This window comes from Streptomyces sp. NPDC107522 (assembly GCF_055657525.1).
Genome location: NZ_JBVKAU010000006.1, coordinates 395,676 through 416,932, shown reverse-complemented (window position 1 = coordinate 416,932; position 21,257 = coordinate 395,676). Strand labels below are relative to the sequence as shown.

Genomic DNA, 21,257 nt, shown 5'->3' with positions numbered 1-21,257 from the left:
CTGGAAGCTCTTGATCTTGAATTGATATACGGTATCCAGCATGCATATACGTCGCATCTCCTTCGACCACCCCGACGCCGTCAAGCTCAACGACCAGGTCCAGGCCGAGTACGGCGTCCGCTACGGCGACGGCGGCGATGCCACACCCATGGACCCGGCGGACTTCGAGCCGCCGAACGGCCTGTACCTGATCGCGTACGACGAGCTCGGCACCCCCGTCGCCTCCGGCGGCTGGCGCACACAGGACGAGAACGGCGAGGGCAACCGGGACGGGGACGCCGAGATCAAGCGCATGTACGTGATCGAGCAGATGCGCGGGCGGGGCCTGGCCCGACGCGTTCTGGCCGCGCTGGAGGAGGACGCGCGGGCGGCGGGCCGCAGGCGCATGGTGCTGGAGACCGGGTCCAAGCAGCCGGAGGCGGTGGCGCTGTACACGTCCAGTGGGTACGAGCCGTGCGAGAAGTTCGGCTACTACCGCTTCCACGAGCTGAGCCTGTGTTACGCCAAGGCGCTGTGAGCGGTCAGTTCCGCACAGCGTTGATGCGATACACGTCCCGCACACAGAGGTTGAGGACGGCGGCGACGACGACCAGACCGGCGCAGGCCACCAGCACCGTCCGGTTGTCCCACGTGCCGGCCGCGAGCGCGGTCAGCAGATAGCCGAGGGGGATCGCCAGCCGCTCCCCCACGCCGTTGAACGCGCTCATGCGCCCCAACTCGTCCTTCGGCACGTGCTGTTGGAAGGCGGAGGTCCACGCGACGACCGAGACGTCCAGCGCGATGCCCGCGAGCAGCGCGGCCAACAGCACCCAGGGCAGCGGCAGTCCGTATCCCAGGGCGAGCAGCGGCCCGGCGAGCGGCAGGCAGGCCACGACGGCCACCGTGAGCAGCCGGTACGGCCGCCAGCGCAGGCACACCACCGTCCCGGCCAGCAGCCCCGCCGCGAACGCGCCCTGCACCAGCCCCCAGTCACGCGCCCCCGCGTACCGCTCCGCCGCGACGACGGGCCCGAGCAGCTGGAACCCGGCCAGCCAGGCGGCGACGAGGACGGTTCCGGCCGCCGTATAGGTCCACAGCCAGGTCCGCGACCACAAGCCGGACCATCCCTCGCGCAGATCGCTCAGCGCACTGGTGACGGCGACGGGCGCGTCCAGGCGCAGCCCGAGCAGCAGCACGGCGGCGACGGCGAAGGTGAGCGCGTCCCAGGCCAGCGCCCAGGCCGGGCCGCTGACCGCGACGACGACTCCGCCGACGGCCGGTCCGAGCACCTTGACCGCGTTGTCCGGCAGCCTGAGCAGGGCGTTGGCCTGCTGCAACTGCTCCGCGGGCACGATCTGGGCGACGGCTCCGTGAGCGGCGGGCACGGTGAAGGCGACCGCCGTTCCCGAGACGAAACCGCAGACCGCGATGGAGGCGGTCGTGGCGTGGCCGGTGGCGACGGTGACCGCGAGCGCCCCTTGGGCGGCGGCCGCCAGCAGATTGCCGAGGAAGAGCAGCCGGCTCCGGGACACACGGTCCGCGAGCACTCCGCCGACGAGGAGGAAGACGACGATCGGAACGGTGTTCGTGGCGAGCACCACACCGAGGGCCCGGGCTCCTCCGCCCTGGTCGATCACGGAGTACGCGAGTGCGAGGGGCGCCATCGCCGATCCGGTGGCGGAGATCAGACTGGCGGTCACGTACCTCCGGAAGGCCGCTGTCCGCAGGGGCGCCGCACGCCGGGAGGGTAACTCCGCGGTGACCTTCTCCACACTCCCCCTCATGCCGCCGCCCCTTGGGCACAACGAAAGATCCCGCCCGATCAACCGATCGGACGGGATCTCGCCAACTCCCCAAGTTCCCTTGGAAAGTCGTTGCTGTGGACCTGAGGGGATTTGAACCCCTGGCCCCCTCGATGCGAACGAGGTGCGCTACCGGACTGCGCCACAGGCCCTTGCAACGAGTGAAACTTTAGCACCCCGATCGGCCTGCTTGGAAATCCGTTCCCTGGTCGGCCGAGGTGGCCGTGAGGGCCGCCCGGCCCGCCACGGGGCCGGCCGGCTACTCGTTCGCCGCTCGCGGCCGGTCGCCGTCCTCGTACTGATCGAACAGTGGCGTACGGCCCCGCTCGCGGGCCCGGCGGGCGGAAGCGGCCCGGCGGGCGTCGCTGCGGCCGTCCCCGTCGGGCTTCTCCTCGTCGCGCGCCGCGTCCGCCGGCTCCGCGCCCCGTGGGGCACCGTCCCCGGCGTCGGCGCCCGCGTCGCGGTCCCGCGCGACGGAGCTCGACCGGGCGGAGCTCCAGGCGTCCGGCGCCCCGAGATCCACGTCGGAGGTGGCTCGCGGAGCGACCGGCGCGGTCACGTACGTCGGCAACGGCACCGGGACCGGGTCCCAGCTGTCCCCGTGCCCGGGCCGCCGCTGCCGCTCGCGCTGCTGGTCGACCCACTCGGCGTGGTCGGTCTGCTCGACGAGGGCACGCCGGTCCGCGGCGAGAGCGGACAGCCCGGTGTCGGTGCCTGATTCAGGCCTCTCGTCGGGCTCGTCGATGCCGTCACCGGCGTCGGCGGCGCCCCGCCTGCGGGACTGGCGGGCGTGCTCGCGCAGCCGCTGCGCGGCGGCCTCGGCCTGCCGCCGGTCCATCTGGTAGGCGAAGCGGCGGCGCTCCTGGGAACGCAGGTACGCGATGTACCCGCTGAGCAGCACCGCCGGGATGCCGGGCGCCCACAGGAACGCGAGCCCGCCGACCGCGGCGACGACCGCGCCGAGGGTGAAGGCGAGGAAGAGGACGACGGTGGTGCGCCTGCGCCGCGCGAGCACCTTGGAGCGCCGGGCGCGTGCCGCGGCCGCCTCCTCCGAGGGCGAGCGCCGGGCGGCGGGCACGCGCGCCCGTGCCTTGCGTGCCGAGCCGGGGCCCGGTTCGGGCGCGGATGCGGTGCCGCGTTCGGGTGCCGGTCTGGACGCCTGTTCCGGCACCGAATCCGGGCGTCCCGGCGCCTGTGCCTGGACCGTCACCTGGGTCTGCGGACGGGTCGGAGGCACGGCGAAGGCCCGGACGTCCACCGACTCGGTGACGTCGCCCGGGTCCACGGCGCTGGGCTCCCCCTCGTCGGTGGAACGCGCGCGCAGGTCCTTGGCGTACCGGCGCTCCATCCCCGCCCGTCCGGACAGCAACCGGATGGCTGTGCTGAAGCGTTCCGTCGGACGGGCCTCGTTCAGCTCGTCCTGCCTACGGAGCCACATCGGCACCAGGTAGGCGGCCCAGGCCCCGACAATGACTGCGTAGATGAGGCCGCTGCTGCTCACGCCTCACACGGTAGAGGGGTTTGCGTGAGGCCATCTGCCAATTGAGCCGGTGTGTCGCACGATCTGGCTGATATTTCGAACTTTTTTTGTGACCGATGCGATCAGCAGCCCACCGAGGGAGCGAATTTAATGCCCCGAGCCGGTCATCCGGCATCAATTTCGAACACTTATTCAATTTCCGGAGCGGCTGCCGGGACGACTTCCGCGCTACGCGGGATTCCCCTGGGTGTTCTGCGGGTTCGTGCGCGGCGTCTGCTGAGGGCGTGCCCGGTGCCAGCGGCCGAGCAACCCTTCCGGCACCTCTTCCGCCGTGAGCGCGAAGACGAGATGGTCCCGCCAGGCTCCGTCGATGTGGAGATAACGCGGACGCAGCCCCTCCTCGCGGAATCCGAGTTTCTCCACGACCCGGCGGCTGGGCGCGTTCTCGGGGCGAATGCAGACCTCGATGCGGTGCAGACCGACGGTCCGGAAACAGTGGTCCACGACGAGCGCCACGGCGGTCGGCATCACCCCGCGACCCGCCACCGCCTCGTCCACCCAGTAACCGACGTGCCCCGAGCACATCGAGCCCCAGGTGATCCCGGCGACCGTCAACTGCCCGACCAGCCGCCCCTGGTACTCGATGACGAACGGCAGCATCCGGCCCGCGTTCGCCTCGGACCGCAGATGCCGGACCATCTGGCGGTAGGTCGGCCGGTGTGCGATCGGCCCGCTGGGCGTCGGCGGCGGAATCGTCGCCTCCCAGGGGCGCAGCCAGTCGCGGTTGCGCCGGTTGACCTCGCGCCAGGCCCGTTGGTCGCGCATCTTTATCGGCCTCAGGACGACGTCGCCGTCCCGCAGCACGACGGGCCAGGATGGGCTGTTCAGCTCGCACCCCCGCTGCTCGGTCTGGGGTGGTCACCGCCGCGGATCTGGTCGACGGCGTGCGTCAGGAGCGGTTCCAGGACGGCCAGGCCGTCCTTCACCCCGCCGCTGGAGCCGGGCAGGTTGATGATCAGCGTGCGCCCGGCGACTCCGGCGAGCCCCCGGGACAGCGCCGCCGTCGGCACCTTGTCCCGTCCGAACGCCCTGATCGCCTCCGCGATGCCCGGCACCTCGTGGTCGATCACCGCACGGGTCGCCTCGGGTGTGCGGTCGGTCGGCGAGATGCCGGTGCCGCCCGTGGTCACGATGACGTCGTACCCGGCGTCGGCACCGGCGCGCAGGGCGGCCTCCACGGGGTCTCCGTCGGGCACGACCTGCGGTCCCTCGACGTCGAAGCCGAAGCGCTTGAGGCCGTCGGCGATCAGCGGACCGCCCTTGTCCTCGTAGACCCCGGCGGCGGCCCGGTTGGAGGCGGTGACCACAAGAGCGCGATACGTCATGCCCGGCTCCAGTCGCCCGACTTGCCGCCCGTCTTCTCCTCGACCCGTACGTCCGTGATGACCGCTCCCTTGTCGACCGCCTTCACCATGTCGATCACGGTGAGCGCGGCGACGGAGACCGCGGTGAGGGCCTCCATCTCGACGCCCGTGCGGTCCGTCGTCTTCACGGTGGCGTGGATCTCCACCGCGTCGTCCGCGACCGACAGGTCCAGTTTCACACCGGACACCGCGAGCGGGTGGCACAGCGGGATGAGATCGGGGGTGCGCTTGGCGCCCATGATGCCGGCGATGCGCGCGGTGGCGAGGGCGTCGCCCTTCGGTACCCCCTCGCCGCGCAGCAGCTCGATCACGCGGGGTGAGACGAGGACGCGTCCGCTGGCGCGGGCGGTGCGCGCGGTCACGTCCTTCTCCGACACGTCGACCATGCGGGCCGCGCCCGCCTCGTCGATGTGCGTGAGTCGGTCCTGGATGGGTCGGTCCTGCTCAGGGGCTCCGGGGGTCTCCCCCCGGGAAGGCTCAGTCATGCTGGTGTGGCGCTCCCGGTCCTGGCCCGTCGCGGTGCGGCGCACGGGCCTGCTGTGCGCGACACGGTACCCCCAAGCAGCGGTGCTCAGCCGAGCAGGACCACCTCGACCTCGGTGCCGGGCTCGACGCTCTCGACGTCCTCGGGGACCACGATCAGCGCGTCGGCGTGCGCGAGGGCGGCGATCAGATGGGATCCGGCGCCGCCGACCGGCCGCACCTCGCCGCCGGCGTACGTCCCGCGCAGGAACTGTCTGCGGCCCTTGGGCGAGGTCAGCGCCTTGTCCGCGGTGAGCGTCGCGGTGGTGCGGGGCCGGTGGACGTCCTGGAGGCCCATGAGCGTGCGGATCGCGGGGCGCACGAACAGTTCGAAGGAGACGTACGACGACACCGGGTTGCCCGGGAGTGCGAGCAGCGGGATGTGGTCGGGGCCGATGGAGCCGAAGCCCTGGGGCTTGCCGGGCTGCATGGCGAGCTTGCGGAACTCGATGCCGCTGCCGGCCTCGTCCTCGTCGGCGACGTGGGACAGCGCCTCCTTGACGACGTCGTACGCCCCGACGCTCACGCCGCCGGTGGTGACCATGAGGTCGGCGCGCACGAGCTGGTCCTCGATGGTGTTGCGCAGGGTCTCGGCGTCGTCGGCGACGGCGCCCACGCGGTAGGCGATGGCGCCGGCGTCACGGGCGGCCGCGGTGAGGGCGAAGCTGTTGGAGTCGTAGATCTGGCCGCTGCCCAGGTCCTCGTCGGGCTGGACGAGTTCGCTGCCGGTGGACAGGACGACCACGCGCGGGCGCGGCCGGACGCGTACCGTGCCGCGGCCGATCGCGGCGAGCAGGGCGATCTGCGGCGGTCCGAGGACCGTACCGGCTTCGAGCGCCCGGTCGCCGGCCTTCACGTCGCTGCCCGTCGCCCGCACATGCGCGCGTGCCTCGGCCGACCGGTACACGTGCACCTCGCCGTGGGCCCCCTCGGGGGCCAGGCTGCGCGCGCGCATCCCGGTCACCGGGCCCTCGCCGAGGCCCCCGTCGGTCCACTCCACCGGAACGACGGTCTCGGCGCCGGGCGGCAGCGGGGCACCGGTCATGATGCGGGCGGCCTGGCCGGGGCCCACGTGGAGCAGTCCGGCCTGGCCCGCCGCGACGTCCCCGACGACCTCCAGGACGGCGGGGAACTCCTCGCTCGCGCCCGCGACATCCGCGACCCGTACCGCGTACCCGTCCATGGAGCTGTTGTCGAACGGCGGCAGGGAGACCGGCACCGTGACGTCGTCGACCAGGACGCAGCCCTGGGCGTCGAGCAGTTGCAGCTCGATGGGTTCGAGGGGGCGGACGGTGGTGAGGATGTCCTCCAGGTGTTCGTCCACCGACCAGAGGTGGTCCTGGTCGGCGGGGCGGGGCGCGGCGGTGCTCAAATCGCTACATCTCCTCGGCTACGTAACTGCGAAGCCAGGTCCGGAAGTCCGGGCCCAGGTCTTCACGTTCGCATGCGAGTCTGACAATGGCACGCAGATAGTCGCCACGGTCGCCGGTGTCATAGCGGCGGCCCTTGAAGACGACGCCGTGCACGGGGCCGCCGACCTTCTCGTCCGCGGCGAGCTGCTGGAGGGCGTCGGTGAGCTGGATCTCACCGCCGCGGCCGGGCTCGGTCTTGCGCAGTATGTCGAAGATGTGCGGGTCGAGGACGTAGCGGCCGATGATCGCGTAGTTCGACGGGGCGTCCGCCACGGCCGGCTTCTCGACGAGGTCGTGCACCTTGACCACGTCGCTGTCCTCGGTGGGGTCCACGGCCGCACAGCCGTAGAGGTGGATCTGCTCGGGCGCGACCTCCATGAGCGCGATGACGCTGCCGCCTCGCTGCTCCTGCACCTCGACCATCCGCTTGAGCAGCGGGTCGCGCGGGTCGATCAGGTCGTCGCCGAGCAGGACGGCGAAGGGCTCGTGGCCGACGTGCGGGGCGGCGCACAGGACGGCATGGCCGAGGCCCTTGGGGTCGCCCTGGCGCACGTAGTGCATGGTGGCGAGGTCACTGGACTCCTGGACCTTGGCGAGCCGTTCGCCGTCGCCCTTCTTCTCCAGGGCGGACTCGAGTTCGTAGTTGCGGTCGAAGTGGTCCTCCAGGGGGCGCTTGTTGCGGCCCGTGATCATGAGGACGTCGTCGAGGCCGGCGGAGACGGCCTCTTCGACCACGTACTGGATCGCCGGCTTGTCGACGACCGGCAGCATCTCCTTGGGAGTGGCTTTGGTGGCCGGCAGGAAGCGGGTACCAAGGCCCGCTGCGGGGATGACAGCCTTGCTGATCCGAGGGTGCGACTGAGTCATGCCCGCCACCTTATCCGGTGCCTTTGTAGGGAATCTGAGGCTCCGGTTATTTGGCTCTCATATGAGCGCATTGGGAAGGGTACGGGAAGCGACTGGTGAGTCACATCGGACGTCCGGGCGAGACTGACAAGCGAATGTTGCGGCGAGAGCTCCTCGCGGTGAGAAGCAGGTTGACGGCGGATGACGTGCGGGCATCGTCGGCCGCGCTGGCCGAGCGGGCACTTCAGCTGCCCGAGTTGGCGCAGGCGCGCACGGTGGCGGCGTACGTCTCCGTGGGCAGCGAGCCCGGCACGCTCGCGCTGCTGGACGCACTGCGCGCGCGGGGCGTGCGCGTCCTGCTTCCCGCCCTCCTGCCCGACAACGACCTCGACTGGGGCACGTACGCCGGGGAGGACTCCCTCGCCCGGGTCCAACACGGCGGAAAGATGGCCCTCTTCGAGCCGAGCGGCGAACGCCTCGGCCCGGACGCCGTGACCGGCGCCGACGTCGTGCTGCTGCCGGGCCTGGCGGTCGACGCGCGCGGGATGCGCCTGGGGCGCGGCGGTGGGTCGTACGACCGCGTCCTCGCCCGGCTGGAACGCGCGGGTGCCCGTCCCGCGCTCGTGGTGCTGCTGTACGACTCCGAGGTCGTCGAGCGCCTTCCCGAGGAGCCGCACGACCGGCCGGTGCACGCGGTGGTGACGCCGTCGGGTGTGCGCCGCTTCGCGGATGCCTGAGCCACGCCCTTGAGGCGAACGGGCCCTCCACGCGCGCGTGGAGGGCCCCTTCAGCCGTTCGCCGTCAGGGGGTCACGGCTTGAGCACCAGGGTGTCGCTCGTGCTGTCGTCGACCGCGCCGTCGGAGAAGGACCAGTCGAGCAGTTCGCCGTCGGCCCACTTGTCCGTCTGGTCGGTGTAGTGGGCGTTGTAGGCGTGCCCGGAGGCACCGGTGAGGTTGATCCACTTGGACTTGTCGAGGTCGGCGAGGTTGACCACCATCCGCATCGACGGCACCCAGACGACGCCGTAGCCGCCCGCGGCGTTCCAGCCGGTGGCGTTGACCGTGGCCTCGCCGCCGCTGAGCTTCCAGGGGCCGCGGTTGAGGATGTACTGCAGGAAACCGGGGCCCTCGGTGCCGAGGGTCTGGTTCTTCAGGAACAGGCGGTGCAGCCGGCCCCAGCTCCAGGTGTCGATGTCCTTGCCGAGCTTGGCGGTCAGCTCCCAGCGGGCGTCGATCATGGCCCGCTTGAACAGCTGGTCCCGGTTGACGGCCGCGGGGCGGTTGCCCGACTTCGGCGTGGTCCACCAGTAGCTCTTCTCGTCGTCCATGAGGCTGCGCACGACCTCGAACCAGCGGTCGCCGCCGTCCGGCTGCGCCTGGTCGGCGTCGCGCTCACCGCACTCGCGCACCTTGTTCGTCTCGTCCGCGGGGCCGGTGGTGTTGACCGGGTCGACCCACAGGCACTGGCCCTTGACCCGCAGCTCCTTGGGCAGCTTGTTGCCGAAGGCGAGCTTGAGGATGTTGCGCCAGACCGAGTTGAAGTAGGCGGCCGCCGCCGAGTCGGCGTCCTGGGTGTAGTCCCAGCCCTCCAGGAGCTCCTGTGCGTCCCGCACGTCCTTCGCGTCCCGGACGTCCTTGTCATCGATGTTGATCTTCAGCAGCTGGGGCACGAGCAGCTTGGCGATCTCGCTGCTGTTGTCGAGCTGCATCTGGCGCATGTCGTCGGTGGAGATCTTGCCGCCGTCGTCGATCTTCGACTGGATCAGGTCGGTGATGCGCTGGCTGCGGGTGCCGTAGCCCCAGTCCGTGGTGAGCGTGTAGGGGTACTTGTCCTTGTCGACCACCGCCTGGTTGGCGGTGACGATGTAGCCGCGGGCCGGGTTGTACTCGTACGGCAGCTCGTCGTCGTCGATGTAGCCGGTCCAGCGGGACCTGGAGTCCCAGCCCGGCGCCGGGACGGAGCCGTCGTAGCCCTTCGCGCGCGTGGGGATCTTTCCGGGCAGCGTGTAGCCGATGTGGTCCTCGGTGTCGGCGTAGATCAGGTTCTGCGAGGGCACGTCGAACAGGGTCGCCGCGGCGCGGAAGTCGTTCCAGTCCGCCGCCTTGTCCATGGCGAAGACGGCGTCCATGGAGGTGCCCGGGTCCAGCGCGGTCCAGCGCAGGGCGATGCCGTAGCCGTCGCCGCGGTCGGGGGCGGCGGTGTCGACGGTGGCCTTCTTGCCGACCTTCACCAGCTCGGAGCTGCGGTCGGACAGCAGGGGGCCGTTGTTCGTCTCGCGGACGACGATCTTCTTGGACTCGCCGCCGGCGACCTTGATGGTCTCCTCGCGCGTCTTGAAGGGCACCGTCCTGCCGTCGAGCTGGTAACCGTCGCCGGAGAGCTTCTCCAGGTAGAGGTCGGTGACGTCGACGCCGGAGTTGGTCATGCCCCAGGCGATGTTCTGGTTGTGGCCGATGATCACGCCGGGCATGCCCGCGAAGGTGTAGCCGGTGACGTCGTACTGGCACTTGCTGGAGACGCTGCGGCAGTGCAGGCCCATCTGGTACCAGACGGACGGCAGCGACGCCGACAGGTGCGGGTCGTTGGCCAGCAGGGGCTTGCCGGTGATGGTGTGCTTGCCGGAGACGACCCAGGAGTTGGAGCCGATGCCGTTGCCGTTCACGCCGACGGCCGTGGGGAGGTCGTCCAGGACGTTCTGCAGGCCCGCCAGCTGGCTCTGCAGGCCGGTCGTGCCCGAGGAGGAGGCCGTGCCCGCCGTGCCGCCTGCGGAGCCGACGGTGGACGAGCCCGCGGTGGACGCGGAGCCGCTCTGCTCGAACGTCTTGGTGGTCTCGTCGTACTGACCCGCCTGGACGATCGCCTTGTTGCGGCCGTACGGGTACTGCGGGTACAGGTCCGCGATCTCCTTGGGGCCGAGGCGGCTGGTCATCAGGGCGCGGTCGATCTCGTCCTGCATGTTGCCGCGCAGGTCCCAGGCCATCGCCTTCAGCCAGGAGATCGAGTCGACCGGGGTCCACTTCTCCGGCTTGTAGTCGTTGGTGAAGCCGAGGGCGGCGTACTCCAGGGAGATGTCCTTGCCGTCCTTGCCGTCCAGGTAGGCGTTGACGCCCTTGGCGTAGGCCTGGAGGTACTTCTTGGTGGAGGCCGACAGCGTCTTGTCGTACTCCTGCTGCGCGATGCGGTCCCAGCCCAGGGTGCGCAGGAACTCGTCGTTGTCGACCTGGCTCTTGCCGAACATCTCCGACAGGCGCCCGGAGGTCATGTGCCGGCGCACGTCCATCTCGTAGAACCGGTCCTGCGCCTGGACGTAGCCCTGCGCCATGAACAGGTCCTCGTCGGAGGAGGCGTAGATCTGTGGGATGCCGTAGCCGTCGCGCTTGACGTCGACGGGCCCGGACAGGCCGGCGAGCGTGAGCGAGCCCTTGGTCTGCGGGAAGGAGGCGCGGACGGTACTGATGGACCAGTAGGCACCGCCGGTGACGCCTGCGATCACTGCCAGCACCAGCACGAGGACGATCAGACGGGCTTTGCGCCCCTTCTTCCTGCCGGACTTGCCGGGCTGCTGACCCGTGGAGGCGGTGGTATTGGGGGGCATCGCTGTCCTTGCTGTCCTAACGCGAGCGGCAGGGCCGGCTGTCCTTTTGAATGAGCGCTGGAGCAACCATAGGCGCAGGGCCCGGTCCCGCTTGACGCGGAGTGGTGAACCAGCGCGGACGGACGTTCGATCATGCCTCTCGGAGCGTCAAGAAATCGTCAAGAGTTAGGTAAGGTAACGAAGTAGTTGGGTGCGGAGAACCGCCACTTCGTGTCCTATGTACGTGACCCACGCGCGCATGCGCGCGGGCCAGGGAAAGGGAACGGCCGCTGACTGTCCACGACCTCAACCAGCTCCTGCTCGTCTGCTCGCTCGTCCTGCTCGTCGCCGTCGCAGCGGTCCGGATCTCCTCGCGCAGCGGGCTCCCCAGCCTGCTCGTGTACCTGGGCATCGGCGTGCTCATGGGCCAGGACGGCATCGGCGGCATCCGCTTCGACGACGCCGAGCTGACCCAGGTCATCGGGTATGCGGCGCTGGTCGTGATCCTGGCCGAAGGTGGTCTGGGCACGAAGTGGAAGGAGATCAAGCCGGCCCTTCCGGCCGCGTCCGCGCTGGCGCTGGCCGGCGTCACGGTGAGCGTCGGGGTCACGGCGGCGGCCGCGCACTACCTGGTCGGGCTGGAGTGGCGGCAGGCGCTCATCATCGGGGCGGTCGTCTCCTCGACCGACGCCGCGGCGGTGTTCTCCGTCCTGCGCAAGATCCCGCTGCCCGCGCGCGTGACGGGCACCCTGGAGGCCGAGTCCGGCTTCAACGACGCCCCTGTGGTCATCCTGGTGGTCGCCTTCTCCGAGCACGGCCCGATCGAGCACTGGTACGTGCTGGCGGGCGAGATAGCTTTGGAGCTGGCCATCGGTGCGGCCGTCGGCATCGCAGTGGGCTGGCTGGGCTCCTGGGGCCTCAGGCACGTGGCGCTGCCCGCCTCGGGTCTCTATCCGATCGCCGTCATGGCCATCGCCGTCACCGCGTACGCGGCGGGCGCCATGGCCCACGGCAGCGGCTTCCTGGCCGTCTATCTCGCCGCGATGATGATGGGCAACGCCAAGCTGCCGCACTGGCCCGCCACCCGCGGTTTCGCCGACGGGCTGGGCTGGATCGCGCAGATCGGCATGTTCGTCCTGCTCGGCCTTCTGGTCACCCCGCACGAGCTGGGCGACGACATCGTGCCCGCCCTCCTCATCGGGCTGGCGCTGACCATGGTGGCGCGCCCGCTGAGCGTCGTGGTGTGTCTGACGCCGTTCCGCGTCCCCTGGCGGGAGCAGGCGCTGATGTCCTGGGCGGGGCTGCGCGGCGCCGTACCCATCATCCTGGCGACGATCCCGATGGTGGGCGGTGTCGAGGACAGCCGGCGCATCTTCAACATCGTCTTCGTCCTGGTCGTCGTCTACACCCTGGTCCAGGGCCCGACGCTGCCGTGGCTCGGCCGCACGCTGGACCTCGGCCGGGGCCCCGAGGCCGCCGACCTCGGCATCGAGTCGGCGCCCCTGGAGCGGCTGCGCGGGCATCTGCTGTCCGTCGCGATCCCCGAGGGCTCGAAGATGCACGGCGTCGAGGTCAACGAGCTGCGACTGCCCGCCGGGGCCGCGGTCACCCTCGTCGTCCGCGAGGGAAAATCGTTCGTTCCGCTGCCGACGACAGCGCTGCGGCGCGGGGACGAACTGCTCGTGGTCGCCACGGACCCGGTACGCGACGCCGCTGAGCGCCGGCTGCGCGCCGTGGGTACGGGGGGCAAGCTGGCCGGGTGGCTGGGGACGAACGGGACGGTCTGACGGGACGGTCTTACGGGGCGCCGGGGCTGCCCTACCCGGGTCGCCCGAATCGCAGGTGAAGCGCCGTATGGTGCTCATTTTCACAGGATCGGCAGGCGCTGCTCCCTGTACTATGCAGGCGTCACCCAGATCAAACCAACTCTGCCTGACGCAGAGCTGGCGCGACCGTATGGCGGCCGGGACGCCCTTCCTCAAGTGGGCGCCGGTATCTACCGCAGTTCCGCGCAAGAGGACAGCTCTCGGCGCCGCCCCCCACCCGAAGGGGCCGCGCTACCAGGCGGCAGAAAGGCACGGCCGTGGCGGCCACGGTCACCACGTCGAAGGCGCCGAAGGACTCCGCGCCCTCTTCCCGCCCGGGATACGGACAGCTGCTGCGCACCCGCGGCGCCTGGACGTTCCTGCTCCCCGGCTTCGCGGCACGCCAGCCGTTCGCGATGCTGACCATCTCCATCGTGCTGCTCGTGCAGCACACCACCGGCTCGTACGGCGCGGCAGGTGCCGCCGCGGCCGTCACCGGCGTCTCCATGGCGCTGTTCGCCCCGTACAGCGGCCGCCTCGCCGACCGCTACGGACAGCGCGCCGTCCTCATCCCCGGCGTGCTGATCCACACCCTGTCGGGCCTGACCCTGACCGCGCTCGCCCTGGCCCACGCTCCCCTGTGGGCGCTGTTCGCGGCGGCCGTGCCGACCGGTGCCTCGGTGCCGCAGGTCGGGCCCATGGTGCGGGCGCGCTGGGGCGTGAAGCTCCAGGGCTCGCCCCTGATGACGACGGCCGCGGCCTTCGAGTCGGTCACCGACGAGCTGACCTTCGTCGTCGGTCCGCTGCTGGCCACCGCCCTGTGCACCGCCGTCGACCCGGCCGCGGGCCTGGTGACGGAGGCCGCGCTCACCCTGCTGGGCGGTCTGCTGTTCGCCGCGCAGAAGAGCACACAGCCCTCGGTCACCGTCAGCGGGCACGCGCGCGTGGAGCACGCTTCCGCGCTGCGGATCCCCGGGGTGCGCGTGCTGATCGTGACCTTCCTCGGCATCGGTTCCGTCTTCGGCGGCATGCAGGTCTCGCTGGCCGCCTTCACCGAGTCGATCGGCGAGCCCGGCCTGAACGGCGTCCTGTACGGCACCTTCGCGGCGGGCAACATGCTCTCCGGCATCGCCTGCGGCGCCATCGCCTGGAAGGTGGCCCCACAGCGCCGCCTGCTCATCGGTTACGCCGCCCTCGCGCTGGCCGCGTCCGGCCTGTGGGCCGCGCACTCGGTGCTCGTCCTGGCCGGCCTCGGCCTGCTCGTCGGCATGTGCATCGCGCCCGCGCTGATCACCGGCTACACGCTGGTCGAGAGCCTGGTTCCGGCGGGTGCCCGCACCGAGGCGTTCACCTGGCTCACGGGCGCGGTGGCGCTCGGCCAGGCGGCCGCCGTCACGGTCGCCGGGCAGCTGGAGGACCGCTTCTGGGGCGGTGCCGGGTTCCTGGTGCCGATGGGCGGGACCCTGCTCGCCCTGGCGACCCTGGTGGCGCTGCGCTCACGGCTGGTGGTGCGGCCCCGCGGCCGTACCGTCGCACGTGGCGTCGGTCACCGCGTGCCGGTGGCAGTGGACTGAGCGGCTGGAATACGTCACTATGGTTCGTCGTTAGCACTCATCGAGTGAGAGTGCCAGGAGGAAGACAGTGCCCACCTATCAGTACCAGTGCACCGAGTGCGGCGAGGGCCTCGAGGCGGTGCAGAAGTTCACCGACGACGCCCTGACCGAGTGCCCCAGCTGCCAGGGCCGCCTCAAGAAGGTGTTCTCCGCGGTCGGCATCGTCTTCAAGGGCTCCGGCTTCTACCGCAACGACAGCCGCGGCGCCTCGTCGAGCAGCTCGCCGGCGTCGTCCAAGTCGTCGACGTCCTCCTCGTCCGACTCGTCGTCCTCCTCTTCTTCGTCGTCCTCGGACTCGAAGTCGTCGAGCGCCGGCACCTCCTCCAGCAGCTCCGCGGCGTAAGGCCGACGTCCTACGCGCGCGTAGGGCCCGCTTCTCTTACGGGACCCTGTCGTCATCCGGCGACGGGGTCCTCGGCGTTTCCGGGTCCGGTTAGGGTGCGGGCATGGCGAACAAGGCGAACGTCGAACTCGGCGTGATCGGCGGCTCCGGTTTCTACTCGTTCCTCGACGACGTGACCGAGATCCAGGTGGACACCCCCTACGGGCCGCCCAGCGACTCCCTCTTCCTCGGCGAGATCGCCGGCCGACGGGTCGCCTTCCTGCCCCGGCACGGCCGCGGTCACCATCTGCCGCCGCACCGGATCAACTACCGGGCCAACCTCTGGGCGCTGCGCTCGCTCGGTGCGCGCCAGGTCCTCGGCCCGTGCGCGGTCGGCGGCCTGCGGCCCGAGTACGGGCCGGGCACGCTGCTCGTGCCGGATCAGCTGGTCGACCGTACGAAGTCCCGGGTGGGGACCTACTTCGACGGGCTGCCGTTGCCCGACGGCACCGTGCCGAACGTCGTGCACGTCTCCCTGGCCGACCCCTACTGCCCCACCGGGCGGGCGGCCGCGCTGAAGGCGGCGCGCGGGCGGGACTGGGAGCCGGTGGATGGCGGCACGCTGGTGGTCATAGAGGGCCCGCGTTTCTCGACCCGTGCCGAATCGTTGTGGCACCAGGCCATGGGCTGGTCGGTGGTGGGCATGACCGGCCACCCCGAGGCGGCGCTCGCCCGTGAACTCGAGCTCTGCTACACGTCGTTGACGCTGGTCACCGACCTCGACGCGGGCGCCGAGACCGGCGAGGGCGTCTCGCACGACGAGGTGCTGCGGGTGTTCGCGGCGAACGTGGACCGGCTGCGGGGCGTGCTCTTCGACGCGGTGGCCGCGCTGCCGGCGAACGAGGAGCGGGACTGTCTGTGCACCGGGGCGCTGGGTGGGATGGATCCGGGCTTCGAGCTGCCGTAGGGGGATCTCGGGGGCGGAACTCCTCGTTCGGAGGGCGGAACTCCTCGTTCGGGTGGGGGAGTTTTCCACAACCGGGCGGTAGTCCACGGGCTCCGGCGGGCGGCGGCGAAATGCCTCATCGTGGCGTCGCAAGCCGTTCCGTCGTCGCAGGTGGTGGTCCTCATGTCCGTTGCTCCGTCGTCCCGCTCCTGGTCCTCTCCCGCAGTTCCGCTCCCGCCGGGCCCGGACACTCCGGCCACGTGCGAGGTGCCGCACTTCGCCCCGGTGCGGGTGCGGGGCGGGCGGTATTCGCTGCGCCGGCTGGTACGGCATCGCAGGCGGGCCGTGGCGGCCGGGCTGGCCGTGACCGCGGCGGCGCTCGTGGCGGCGGGTCCGCGCGAGGCGGCTCGGGAGGCCGACCGGGCGCGCGGGCATCCGGTGGCGGAGCCGGTACGCCAGCACCGGGCGGTCGAGCGGGTGTCCGCGCCGGTGCGGATCGCCGACGGGGCCACCGTGCGGCTGCTGCGGCCCGGTGACCGGGTCGACGTGATCGCCGCCGAGGAGACCGCGACAGGCGGCGACGCCCAGGTGGTCGCGCGCGGGGCGCGGGTGACGAAGGTGCCGGAGCCCCTGGACGCCGCGAGCGAGAGCGGAGCGCTGGTCGTGCTCTCGGTGCCGCGCGCCACGGCGGCACGCCTCGCGGGGGCGAGCGCGACGGCACGGCTGGCGGTGACGCTGTGCTGAGCCGGGATTGGACAGGGTGGCGTGGCGCTGACGTAGGTTGCGGAGCGGTCTGTTCCACAACGTGTGCGTCCGAGGGGTGGCTCCGAAGTGAGCGAGAAGAAGGATCCGAGCGTCTGGCAGGGCTTCAAGACCTTCCTGATGCGCGGGAATGTCGTCGATCTGGCCGTGGCGGTGGTGATCGGAGCCGCGTTCACCAACATCGTCAACGCGGTGGTGAAGGGGATCATCAACCCCCTGGTCGGAGCGATCGGCACCAAGAACCTCGATCACTACAGCTCGTGCCTGAGCTCGACGTGCGAGGGCGAGCAGGGCATCCAGATCCTGTGGGGCTCGGTCCTCGGCGCGACCCTCAGCTTTGTGATCACCGCGGCCGTCGTCTACTTCCTCATGGTCCTGCCCATGGCGAAGTACCTGGCCCGCGTCGAGGCTCGGCGCAAGGAGAAGGAGGGCGCCCACGAGGTCATCGAGGTGACCGAGCTGGAGGTGCTCAAGGAGATCCGCGACGCCCTGGTCGCCCAGCGCGGGGCGGGGAACAACCAGCCATGACGGCGGCCGGCCGGGCTCAGAGGTGGTGGGGCGGCTTCTCGTCGAGGAAGCGTTTCAGGTCGGCCGCGCTGTCGCCGTCGCTGCCCGGCCGCTCGCCCCATCCACGGTCCGTGTCGTCCGAGGACTGCTGGTCCAGCGGGTCGTCGAAGATCAGCGCGGGCTTGGGCTTGCGCGGCTCGGGGGCGGGGGCGGTGCTCATGCGTCCAGGGTACGGCCCGCCCGGCCACGGACCTCGCGGCCACGGCCCTCGCGCCACGGCCTTCCCGGCTGCGGGTGAGGGCCGTGGGCACCTGTGAATCGCTGGGCAAGAAATTCCATGCCCCATCTGCTGTGCTTGATCCCATGACGTCCCGTTCAGCTCCCGCGCCGGACTCCCCCCGCGCGCCACGGAGCCCTCGCCCGCTGCGCAGGCTCACGGCCCGTGGCCGTGGTGAGGCGCACCGGACCGCCACTCCGCTGGAACTCTTCTTCGACCTGTGCTTCGTCGTGGCCATCGCCCAGGCGGGCTTTCAGCTGGTGCACGCCGTCGCCGAGGGGCACGCGGGCGAGGGGATCCTCGACTACGCGATGGTCTTCTTCGCCATCTGGTGGGCCTGGATGAACTTCACCTGGTTCGCCTCGGCGTACGACAACGACGACGCCCTCTACCGGGTCGTCACCCTGATTCAGATCGCCGGTGTGCTGGTGCTGGCGGCCGGGGTGTCCCGGGCGTTCGAGGAGCACGAGTTCCTGGCGGTGTGGCTGGGCTACGTGATCATGCGGGTCGCCCTCGTGGCGCAGTGGCTGCGCGTGGCGAGATCGAGCGAGGGCGCGGAGAGAACGATGGCCCTGCGGTACGTCGCGGGCGTACTGCTGTGCCAGATCGGCTGGGCGGGTCTGGTGGTCCTGCCCGAGGACAGCAGGGCCTGGGTCTTCCTGGTGATGGCGATCCTCGAGATGTGCGTGCCGCCGTATGCGGAGAAGGACCATCCCACGTCCTGGCATCCGCGCCACATCGCCGAGCGGTACGGGCTGTTCACGATCATCGTGCTCGGCGAGACCATCGCCGCGGCCACGGTCGCCGTGAAGACCGGCATCGACGAGAACGACGCGCTGGGCGACCTGCTGCCGATCGCGGCGGGCGGGCTGCTGATCATCTTCGCCGCGTGGTGGATCTACTTCGTGGTGCCGATCCACGGCCATCTGCGCTCCAACAAGCAGGCGTTCCTGTGGGGCTACGGCCACTACCTGGTCTTCGCCTCGGCGGCCGCGATCGGCGCGGGGCTGGAGGTGGCGGTCGAGCAGGCCGTCGGCAAGGCGCACATCTCGACGCTGGCCGCGTCGGCCGCGGTGACCCTGCCGACGGCGCTCTATCTCCTCACCGTCTGGGCGCTGCACTCCCGCTACTTCAAGGTGGGCATCGCCCAGCAGCTGGTGCTGCCGACGACGGCACTGCTGGTGATCTGCTGCACCTTCCTGGGCGAGTGGGCGGTACTGGCGGCCGGCCTCGTCTCGGCGGGGGCGGTGGCGACCGGGACCACGCTGACGGCCCGCATGACGAGCCGGGAGAAGAGACAGGCGGTGCAGGCGCCGGTCTCCTAGGGGCCGACGGAACGTCTCCCGGCGGCCGGCGGAACGGCCGACGAGGTCGTGGGACGGCGCCCGTCGCTGCACGAGACTGGGCGTATGACAGTTGACGCTCTGACAGACGTCGCGGGGCTGCGGGTGGGGCACGCGACGCGCATCGGCGACGGTTGGCTCACCGGCACCACGGTCGTCCTCGCGCCCGAGGGCGGGGCCGTCGCCGCCGTGGACGTACGTGGCGGTGGTCCCGGGACCAAGGAGACCGACGCGCTCGATCCGCGCAACCTCGTGCAGAAGGTCGAGGCGATCGTGCTGACCGGCGGCAGCGCGTACGGGCTCGACGCGGCGTCCGGGGTGATGGCCTGGCTGGAGGAGCAGGGGCGGGGGGTGCGCGTGGGGCTGGATCCGGCGCATGTCGTGCCGGTGGTGCCCGCCGCCTGCGTCTTCGATCTGGGCCGGGGCGGCGACTTCCGCGCGAGGCCGGACGCGGCCACCGGCCGGGCGGCGGTCGAGGCGGCCGCGGCGAGCGAACCCGGCACACCCGTGCGGGAGGGATGCGTGGGCGCCGGCACCGGAGCCACGGTCGGGCCGGTCAAGGGCGGGATCGGCACCGCGAGCACCGTCCTGGACTCGGGGACCACGGTGGCCGCCCTGGTGGTGGCGAACGCGGCGGGGGCGGCGGTGGACCCGGAAACCGGCGTGCTCTACGGGGAGTTGTTCCAGGGACGGGTGAACTACCCGGAGGCACACGTGCACGAGGCCGCACACCGGCGCCTGGCCGAGGCCGCGGCCAAGAACGCACCGCCCCCGCTGAACACCACGCTCGCGGTGGTCGCCACCGACGCGCAGCTGTCCAAGGCGCAGGCGCAGAAGCTGGCCGGCACGGCGCACGACGGCATCGCACGCGCCGTGCGGCCGGTGCACCTGCTCAACGACGGGGACACGGTCTTCGCACTGGCCACCGGGGAACACCCGCTCGACGCGGAGCACCCCCTCGCGCTGAACGGCCTTCTCACGGCGGGCGCGGACGCGGTGACCCGCGCGATCGTGCGTGCCGTGCGCGCGGCCGAGTCGGTGGACGGGCCGGGTGGAGCGTGGCCGTCGTACGGGGAGTTGTACGGGGTGCGCTGAGCGCGACCGGGCAGCTGACGCGGTGGCACCTTTCCCGTGTGTTCGATTGTCGCGGTTCTGTCACGTGACGGCATTCACCGCGAACGTCGGGAACCCGGTCCCGTGACGGTGGCCTCTTCCACCGTGGAACGGAACGGATCCCGCAGATCACACGAAGATGGAGCAGATCGTGACAACGCCGGACATAGCAGCGCGGCGCGCACTGGGGGCCTGTGCCGCCCTGATGATCGGCGCCCTGACCCTCACCGCCTGCGGTGGGAGCGCCAACGCCGACAACGAGGACAGGAAGGGCGGCAAGGACTCGCCCAGGACCTCCGCGGCGAAGATCGTGATCTCGGCGAAGGACGGCTCGACGGGGGCGTCGATCAACTCGACCGGCGTGAAGGTCAGCGAGGGCAAGCTGACCGAGGTGAAGATGACGGAGGCGGACAGCGGGCAGGCCGTGCCCGGTTCCCTGTCCGCCGACGGGGGCAGCTGGAAGCCGAAGGAGCAGCTGGAGCGGGGGACGAAGTACGAGATATCGGCCACCGCGAAGGACGCGGACGGGCGTACCTCCAACGCCGACTCGACCTTCACCACGGTCTCCAAGGCCAACAGCTTCATCGGGACGTACACGCCCGACGGCGGCACGACCGTCGGCGTCGGCATGCCGGTGTCATTCACCTTCGACAAGGCGATCAGCGACAAGAAGGCCGTGCAGTCGCACATCACGGTCACCTCCAGCAGCGGGCAGAAGGTGGTCGGGCACTGGTTCGGGACGCAGCGGCTCGACTTCCGGCCCGAGGAGTACTGGAAGGCCGGATCCAAGGTCACGATGAAGATCGACCTGGACGGCGTCGAGGGGGCAAACGGCGTCCACGGGGTACAGAAGAAGACCGTCACCTTCACCGTCGGACGCTCGCAGGTCTCGACGGTCGACGTGAACACGCAGACGATGACGGTCGTGCGGGACGGCAAGACGATCAAGTCGGTGCCGATCTCCGCGGGCAGCTCGGAGTTCTCCACCTACAACGGGCAGATGGTGATCTCCGAGAAGTACCCGCAGCTCCACATGGACAGCCGCACGGTCAACCTGGCCGACGCATACGACATCAAGGACGTGCCGCATGCGATGCGCCTGACCCAGTCGGGCACGTTCATCCACGGAAACTACTGGTACAACAAGGGCAATCCGCCCTTCGGCCGCCAGGGCACCAGCCACGGCTGCGTCGGTCTGCAGGACGTGAAGGGCGGGCAGGGGGACACGCCCTCCAAGTGGTTCTACGACAACTCGCTCCTCGGCGACGTGGTCATCGTCAAGAACTCCCCCGACAAGAGCGTGACGCCGGACAACGGACTCAACGGCTGGAACATGTCATGGAGCGAGTGGGTGGCGGGCAGCGCCGCGTGATCCACTGAAACCCCCTCCCAGCAGGGATTCTTGACGGTTCGTCGGGCCGCGCGGGAACTTCTCGCGCGGCCCGCGCGTTTTACCGGACGTACGTTTTCTCGGTTCCCGGACATGATGTCCGACCGAGGGGCTACGGTATGCACCCACAAGGTGACAT

The 21,257-nt window shown here is 70.7% G+C and carries 19 protein-coding genes, 1 tRNA gene and 1 pseudogene; 11 read left to right on the top strand and 10 right to left on the bottom strand.

Annotated elements, in window-relative coordinates; genetic code table 11:
* Nucleotides 1–40: 40 nt before the first annotated feature.
* Nucleotides 41–517 carry a GNAT family N-acetyltransferase gene (locus ACZ7L6_RS22210; protein ID WP_471926439.1) on the top strand — a complete coding sequence of 159 codons (477 nt, stop codon included), beginning with the start codon at nt 41–43 and terminating at the stop codon, nt 515–517.
* Between the two features lie 4 nt (nt 518–521).
* Here the strand turns inward: ACZ7L6_RS22210 and ACZ7L6_RS22205 are convergent, their stop codons facing one another.
* The 8 genes from ACZ7L6_RS22205 to galU form a co-directional block, all read right to left on the bottom strand.
* On the bottom strand, nt 522–1,763 hold the full coding sequence (locus ACZ7L6_RS22205; protein WP_471926437.1) for an MFS transporter: 1,242 nt from the start codon (nt 1,761–1,763) through the stop codon (nt 522–524).
* A 96-nt stretch (nt 1,764–1,859) separates the two neighbouring features.
* Nucleotides 1,860–1,933, bottom strand: a tRNA-Ala gene (locus ACZ7L6_RS22200).
* Between the two features lie 107 nt (nt 1,934–2,040).
* Complete coding sequence (gene sepX / locus ACZ7L6_RS22195; protein WP_471926435.1) at nt 2,041–3,282, bottom strand: divisome protein SepX/GlpR; 1,242 nt, start codon at nt 3,280–3,282, stop codon at nt 2,041–2,043.
* Between the two features lie 207 nt (nt 3,283–3,489).
* On the bottom strand, nt 3,490–4,125 hold the full coding sequence (locus ACZ7L6_RS22190) for a GNAT family N-acetyltransferase (protein WP_471926433.1): 636 nt from the start codon (nt 4,123–4,125) through the stop codon (nt 3,490–3,492).
* A 20-nt stretch (nt 4,126–4,145) separates the two neighbouring features.
* Nucleotides 4,146–4,646, bottom strand: coding sequence for a MogA/MoaB family molybdenum cofactor biosynthesis protein (locus ACZ7L6_RS22185; RefSeq protein ID WP_471926431.1), 501 nt, complete (start codon nt 4,644–4,646; stop codon nt 4,146–4,148).
* Nucleotides 4,643–5,170, bottom strand: a complete 528-nt coding sequence (moaC, locus tag ACZ7L6_RS22180) for a cyclic pyranopterin monophosphate synthase MoaC (RefSeq protein WP_471926429.1) — start codon at nt 5,168–5,170, stop codon at nt 4,643–4,645. Before moaC ends, ACZ7L6_RS22185 begins: the two co-directional genes overlap by 4 nt.
* 86 nt (nt 5,171–5,256) lie before the next feature.
* The gene (gene glp / locus ACZ7L6_RS22175) at nt 5,257–6,579 is read right to left on the bottom strand and encodes a molybdotransferase-like divisome protein Glp (protein ID WP_471926427.1); all 1,323 of its coding nucleotides are present in this window, start codon (nt 6,577–6,579) and stop codon (nt 5,257–5,259) included.
* Between the two features lie 4 nt (nt 6,580–6,583).
* Complete coding sequence (gene galU, locus ACZ7L6_RS22170; protein ID WP_471926425.1) at nt 6,584–7,486, bottom strand: UTP--glucose-1-phosphate uridylyltransferase GalU; 903 nt, start codon at nt 7,484–7,486, stop codon at nt 6,584–6,586.
* A 134-nt stretch (nt 7,487–7,620) separates the two neighbouring features.
* On the opposite strand from galU, the gene ACZ7L6_RS22165 reads away from it, so the two are divergent.
* Nucleotides 7,621–8,202: a 5-formyltetrahydrofolate cyclo-ligase gene (locus tag ACZ7L6_RS22165; protein WP_471926423.1), complete on the top strand. Its 582-nt coding sequence runs from the start codon at nt 7,621–7,623 to the stop codon at nt 8,200–8,202.
* 72 nt (nt 8,203–8,274) lie between these two features.
* Here the strand turns inward: ACZ7L6_RS22165 and ACZ7L6_RS22160 are convergent, their stop codons facing one another.
* Nucleotides 8,275–11,061 (bottom strand): penicillin acylase family protein, encoded by a 2,787-nt coding sequence (locus tag ACZ7L6_RS22160; RefSeq protein WP_471926421.1) that lies wholly within the window; start codon nt 11,059–11,061, stop codon nt 8,275–8,277.
* 238 nt (nt 11,062–11,299) lie between these two features.
* Here ACZ7L6_RS22160 and ACZ7L6_RS22155 point away from each other — a divergent pair.
* From ACZ7L6_RS22155 to mscL, 6 genes and pseudogenes are all read left to right on the top strand, one after another.
* Nucleotides 11,300–12,827 (top strand): annotated as a pseudogene (locus ACZ7L6_RS22155) (potassium/proton antiporter).
* Nucleotides 12,828–13,123: 296 nt separating this feature from the next.
* The gene (locus tag ACZ7L6_RS22150) at nt 13,124–14,419 is read left to right on the top strand and encodes an MFS transporter (RefSeq protein WP_471926419.1); all 1,296 of its coding nucleotides are present in this window, start codon (nt 13,124–13,126) and stop codon (nt 14,417–14,419) included.
* Nucleotides 14,420–14,486: 67 nt separating this feature from the next.
* The gene (locus ACZ7L6_RS22145; RefSeq protein WP_471926417.1) at nt 14,487–14,801 is read left to right on the top strand and encodes an FmdB family zinc ribbon protein; all 315 of its coding nucleotides are present in this window, start codon (nt 14,487–14,489) and stop codon (nt 14,799–14,801) included.
* A 103-nt stretch (nt 14,802–14,904) separates the two neighbouring features.
* On the top strand, nt 14,905–15,747 hold the full coding sequence (locus tag ACZ7L6_RS22140) for an S-methyl-5'-thioadenosine phosphorylase (RefSeq protein ID WP_471926415.1): 843 nt from the start codon (nt 14,905–14,907) through the stop codon (nt 15,745–15,747).
* Nucleotides 15,748–15,909: 162 nt separating this feature from the next.
* A complete protein-coding gene (locus ACZ7L6_RS22135) occupies nt 15,910–16,470 on the top strand; it encodes a hypothetical protein (RefSeq protein ID WP_471926413.1) in 561 nt (186 codons plus the stop codon).
* Nucleotides 16,471–16,557: 87 nt separating this feature from the next.
* Nucleotides 16,558–17,016: a large conductance mechanosensitive channel protein MscL gene (mscL, locus tag ACZ7L6_RS22130; RefSeq protein ID WP_471926411.1), complete on the top strand. Its 459-nt coding sequence runs from the start codon at nt 16,558–16,560 to the stop codon at nt 17,014–17,016.
* A 16-nt stretch (nt 17,017–17,032) separates the two neighbouring features.
* Here the strand turns inward: mscL and ACZ7L6_RS22125 are convergent, their stop codons facing one another.
* Entirely contained in the window at nt 17,033–17,215 is a 183-nt protein-coding gene (locus ACZ7L6_RS22125) for a hypothetical protein (RefSeq protein ID WP_471926409.1), read from the bottom strand.
* A gap of 143 nt (nt 17,216–17,358) precedes the next feature.
* Between ACZ7L6_RS22125 and ACZ7L6_RS22120 the strand changes: the two genes are divergently transcribed.
* The 3 genes from ACZ7L6_RS22120 to ACZ7L6_RS22110 all read left to right on the top strand — a co-directional run bounded on the left by ACZ7L6_RS22120 (nt 17,359) and on the right by ACZ7L6_RS22110 (nt 21,100).
* A complete protein-coding gene (locus ACZ7L6_RS22120) occupies nt 17,359–18,597 on the top strand; it encodes a low temperature requirement protein A (RefSeq protein ID WP_471926407.1) in 1,239 nt (412 codons plus the stop codon).
* Between the two features lie 84 nt (nt 18,598–18,681).
* Nucleotides 18,682–19,710: a P1 family peptidase gene (locus ACZ7L6_RS22115; protein WP_471926405.1), complete on the top strand. Its 1,029-nt coding sequence runs from the start codon at nt 18,682–18,684 to the stop codon at nt 19,708–19,710.
* A 169-nt stretch (nt 19,711–19,879) separates the two neighbouring features.
* Nucleotides 19,880–21,100: a L,D-transpeptidase gene (locus tag ACZ7L6_RS22110; RefSeq protein ID WP_471926403.1), complete on the top strand. Its 1,221-nt coding sequence runs from the start codon at nt 19,880–19,882 to the stop codon at nt 21,098–21,100.
* Nucleotides 21,101–21,257 lie beyond the last annotated feature (157 nt).

Excerpts from the sequence above, each read along its gene's own strand:
- ACZ7L6_RS22210 (WP_471926439.1), top strand. The coding sequence starts at position 41 with ATGCATATACGTCGCATCTCCTTCGACCACCCCGACGCCGTCAAGCTC.
- ACZ7L6_RS22115 (WP_471926405.1), top strand. The coding sequence starts at position 18,682 with ATGACAGTTGACGCTCTGACAGACGTCGCGGGGCTGCGGGTGGGGCAC.
- ACZ7L6_RS22135 (WP_471926413.1), top strand. The coding sequence starts at position 15,910 with ATGTCCGTTGCTCCGTCGTCCCGCTCCTGGTCCTCTCCCGCAGTTCCG.
- ACZ7L6_RS22160 (WP_471926421.1), bottom strand. The coding sequence starts at position 11,061 with ATGCCCCCCAATACCACCGCCTCCACGGGTCAGCAGCCCGGCAAGTCC.
- moaC (WP_471926429.1), bottom strand. The coding sequence starts at position 5,170 with ATGACTGAGCCTTCCCGGGGGGAGACCCCCGGAGCCCCTGAGCAGGAC.
- ACZ7L6_RS22205 (WP_471926437.1), bottom strand. The coding sequence starts at position 1,763 with ATGAGGGGGAGTGTGGAGAAGGTCACCGCGGAGTTACCCTCCCGGCGT.
- ACZ7L6_RS22120 (WP_471926407.1), top strand. The coding sequence starts at position 17,359 with ATGACGTCCCGTTCAGCTCCCGCGCCGGACTCCCCCCGCGCGCCACGG.
- ACZ7L6_RS22140 (WP_471926415.1), top strand. The coding sequence starts at position 14,905 with ATGGCGAACAAGGCGAACGTCGAACTCGGCGTGATCGGCGGCTCCGGT.
- ACZ7L6_RS22185 (WP_471926431.1), bottom strand. The coding sequence starts at position 4,646 with ATGACGTATCGCGCTCTTGTGGTCACCGCCTCCAACCGGGCCGCCGCC.
- galU (WP_471926425.1), bottom strand. The coding sequence starts at position 7,486 with ATGACTCAGTCGCACCCTCGGATCAGCAAGGCTGTCATCCCCGCAGCG.
- ACZ7L6_RS22165 (WP_471926423.1), top strand. The coding sequence starts at position 7,621 with ATGTTGCGGCGAGAGCTCCTCGCGGTGAGAAGCAGGTTGACGGCGGAT.
- ACZ7L6_RS22125 (WP_471926409.1), bottom strand. The coding sequence starts at position 17,215 with ATGAGCACCGCCCCCGCCCCCGAGCCGCGCAAGCCCAAGCCCGCGCTG.